This window comes from Embleya sp. NPDC025285, from assembly GCF_055558835.1.
Genome location: NZ_JBVHLU010000245.1, coordinates 1 through 3,428, shown reverse-complemented (window position 1 = coordinate 3,428; position 3,428 = coordinate 1). Strand labels below are relative to the sequence as shown.

Annotated in this window: 3 protein-coding genes; all 3 read right to left on the bottom strand. The window is 64.6% G+C overall.

Annotation, left to right across the window (positions count from 1 at the left end; all coding sequences use genetic code 11):
• Window positions 1-49 precede the first annotated feature (49 nt).
• From ACZ4FV_RS51820 to ACZ4FV_RS51810, 3 genes are read right to left on the bottom strand one after another with little or no spacing between them, the layout of a single operon-like run.
• Window positions 50-985, bottom strand: a complete 936-nt coding sequence (locus ACZ4FV_RS51820) for a carbohydrate ABC transporter permease (protein ID WP_395874568.1) — start codon at window positions 983-985, stop codon at window positions 50-52.
• Complete coding sequence (locus ACZ4FV_RS51815; protein ID WP_402242703.1) at window positions 982-1,896, bottom strand: carbohydrate ABC transporter permease; 915 nt, start codon at window positions 1,894-1,896, stop codon at window positions 982-984. Before ACZ4FV_RS51815 ends, ACZ4FV_RS51820 begins: the two co-directional genes overlap by 4 nt.
• A gap of 44 nt (window positions 1,897-1,940) precedes the next feature.
• Window positions 1,941-3,254 carry an extracellular solute-binding protein gene (locus ACZ4FV_RS51810; RefSeq protein ID WP_395867022.1) on the bottom strand — a complete coding sequence of 438 codons (1,314 nt, stop codon included), beginning with the start codon at window positions 3,252-3,254 and terminating at the stop codon, window positions 1,941-1,943.
• Between the last annotated feature and the right edge of the window lie 174 nt (window positions 3,255-3,428).

Genomic DNA, 3,428 nt, shown 5'->3' with positions numbered 1-3,428 from the left:
TGTGGGCTTCGTGTTTCCCGGGGTCGTCCCGGGCCGTGGGTCGTCCGGGTTACTTGACCGATCCGGCGGTCAGGCCCGATACGACGTGCTTCTCGATGTAGGCGAACAGGATCACGACCGGCACGATGGCCACCACCGATCCCGCGAACAGGTATTGCCATTCGACGCGGTAGGCGCCGAGGAAGCTGTTGATGCCGACGGTGAGGGGTTGTTTGTCCGGTGTGGTCACCAGCACGAGTGCCACGGTGAATTCGTTCCACGCGGCGATGAAGGTGAAGATGACCGCCGTGACGATGCCGGGCATGGCCAGGGGGAGGGTGACCCTGCGCAGTGCCCCGAGACGGGAGGCACCGTCGATCATCGCGGCCTCCTCCAGCTCGACCGGGATCGCGCTGAAGTAGGCGGTCAGGATCCACACCGAGAAGGCCAGGTTGAACGCGCCGTTGACCAGGACGAGCGCCCAGTACGAGTCGAGCAGGTCCAGGATGTAGAACTCGCGGTACAGGCCCACCAGCAGTGAGGTGGGCTGGAACATCTGGGTGACGAGCACGAGCATCAGGAACACGCCCCGGCCGCGGAAGCGTTTGCGCGCGGTGTAGTACGCCGCGGGCAGGGAGACCACCAGCACCAGGAGGGTGGACATGCCGGCGACCAGGAGCGAGACCTTGAGGTTGTCGCCGAGGGTGGACTTGTCCCACACGTCGACGAAGTTGGCCCATTCGAACCTCGAGGGCAGGTAGCCGTCGCCGGTGAGTTCGTCCTTGGGCCGCAGCGCGGTGATGCCCATCTCGATGTAGGGGGCGACGAAGACGATCGCGATCACCCACGCGAGCGCGCCGAACCACAACTGTTTGTGGCTGTACTTCGAGCCCCCGAGCACGGACTTCCTTCTTCCGGGCCCCTTCCCGCCGGCGGAGGCGCCCGGGGATTGCCTTCCGGTGGCGCGGGTGTCGGGCTTGCGGCCGGCGGTGGTGCTCGTGCTCATCGGTCGGTCTCCTTGTTCCCGCGGCTGACGACGAGGAAGAACGCGACCAGGACGATGATCATCGCGAAGTTGGCCACGGACATCGCGGCGCTCTCGCCGATGTCGGACGCCTTGAGCTGGTACATGAACACCGTGGTCGTCGCGGTCTCGTAGCCCGGTCCGCCGTTGGTCATCGCCCAGATGATCGGGAACGAGTTGAAGACGTTGATCAGGTTGATCACCACCGCGACCAGGATCGCGGGCCTGAGCAGCGGGAGGGTGATCGACAGGTAGGTGCGCCAGGTGGACGCGCCGTCGATCTTGGCCGCCTCGTACACCTCGCCGGGCACGGTCTGCAGGCCCGCGAGCAGGGTGTAGGTGGTGAACGGCAGGGACACGAAGACGGCGACCGCCATCATCCACGGCATCGCGGTGGACGGCCTGCCGAGCCAGTCCTTGCCGGCGTCCATCAGGTGCAGGTCGACCATGAGCGTGTTGATCGCGCCGTGGCTCTCGTGCAGCATCCATTTGAAGACGACGGCGGTCATGAAGACCGAGGCCGCCCACGGCACGATCATCGCCCAGCGGGCGAACCGCCGGCCGGGGAAGTGCTGGTTGAACAGTTGCGCCAGGAACAGCGACAACACGAGCGTGACGGCCACGACCACCAGCACCCAGACCACGGTGTTCCACAGCACGGCCACGAAGTCCGGCTCGTCGAACAGCTTGGTGTAGTTGTCGGTGCCGTTGGATCCCACCACGATGCCGGTGCGACGGATGCGCTGGAAGGAACTCCAGACCATCACGACCACGGGCCACAGGACCACGACACCGATCAGGAGGACGGCCGGGCCGATCCACGGCAGCGGGGCCAGCGCCTTCTTGACTCTGGTGACGACGGAAGGCGCTCTGCGTACGGCGGTTTCGGCCACGGGGCCGTCCTCCTCCTTCGGTGCTCGGACGTATCTGTGGTGCGTCAGCTCTTCTGCTGCGCGACCGCCGCTTCGGCTTCCTTCTGGAGCTGGTCCAGCACGTCCTTGGGCGACTTGCCGGAGACCGCGCTGCCCAACTGCTCCTTGATCTTGGGCGAGAGCACGTCCCACGCGACGTCGTTGAGCGGGTAGAACTTCGCCTTCGGGAGCAGGTCGATGTACGGCTTGAGGCCGGCGTTGGCGGGGTTGGCCGTCATCTTGGCCATCACCGACTTGGTCACCGGCGGGAAGCTGTACTGCTCCTGGAACTTGATCTGCTGGTCGGTACTGAAGGCGTGGTCGACGAAGGCCTTGATCTGGTCCTTCTTGCCGTTCTTCTTGAACGCCATCATCCAGTCGGCGACGCCGAGGGTCTCGTTCAGCGGACCGGTCCTGCCGGCGATCGGCGCGGTCGCGTACTTGAGGTTCGGGTAGTCCTTCTTGAGCGTGGCGATCATGGTGGGGTTGCTGTTCACCATGCCGACGCTGCCGCCGTAGAAGTCGGTGTAGACGTCCTTGCGGTTCTTGGTGCCGGGGTTGGACTCGGTCAGGCCGGTCTTGACCAGGTTGTCGTTGACCCAGTTCAGGGCCTCGACGTTCTGCGGGCTGTTGACCGTGTACTTGCCGTTGGTCTGGTACCCGCCGCCGTTGCCCAGCGCCCAGTTCATGAACTCGCCCTGGGCCTCCTCCTTGCCCAGCGGCAGGCCGAAGGGCGTGGGCACGCCCGCGGCCTTGAGCTTGGTCGCGGCGGCCTTGAGTTCGTCCCAGGTCTTCGGCGGGTCGGTGATTCCGGCCTTGGCGAACAGGTCCGTGTTGTAGATCAATTGCCGGGTGCTGGAGGTGAAGGGAATGCCGTACTGCTTCCCCTTGACCGTCGCCGCGGGCGTGAACGACTCGACGAAGTCGGCCTTGACGGCGGGCGACATGACGTCGTCGACCGGGTAGAGCAGGTCGTCGACGACCTTGTCGGCATAACCGCCGGTCTGCAGAAGGTCGGGCATGTCGTTGTTCTGGATCATGGTCGCGACCTGCTTGTCGATGTCGTCCCAGTTGACGACCTGCAGGTTCACCTTGATGCCGGGGTACTTCGCGTTGAAACTCGAAATCACGCCGTTCCAGTACTTCTGCATGCTGCCGTCGCCGCTGCCGTAGTCCGCGACGACCAGCTTGATCGACCCGTCCTTGGGCGCACCGGCCTCACCGGAGGCGCCGGGGGTCGCCTTGTCGTCGTCCTTCTTGTCGTCCGAGCCACCACACGCCGACAGAAGCAGTGCGGCCGACAGTCCTGTCGCCGCCAATGCCATCTGGTGCCGCTTCATCGCAGTACCGCCTTCATGCCTTCGGGAAAACAGGACCGTTGGTGAGGGTTTGGTCGCGCTAAACCCATGCACTCGCTTGCGCAAAACTGTTCGCAACACGGATTTGAAGAAAACTCTTGAGCAACAGCGAGCATTTTGCGGACTCGCCGTGTCGGCAGTCAACACCTCGACGGA

Bases quoted from the DNA above. Each gene is read 5' to 3' on its own strand.
- ACZ4FV_RS51820 (WP_395874568.1), bottom strand. From the start codon at position 985: ATGAGCACGAGCACCACCGCCGGCCGCAAGCCCGACACCCGCGCCACC.
- ACZ4FV_RS51810 (WP_395867022.1), bottom strand. From the start codon at position 3,254: ATGAAGCGGCACCAGATGGCATTGGCGGCGACAGGACTGTCGGCCGCA.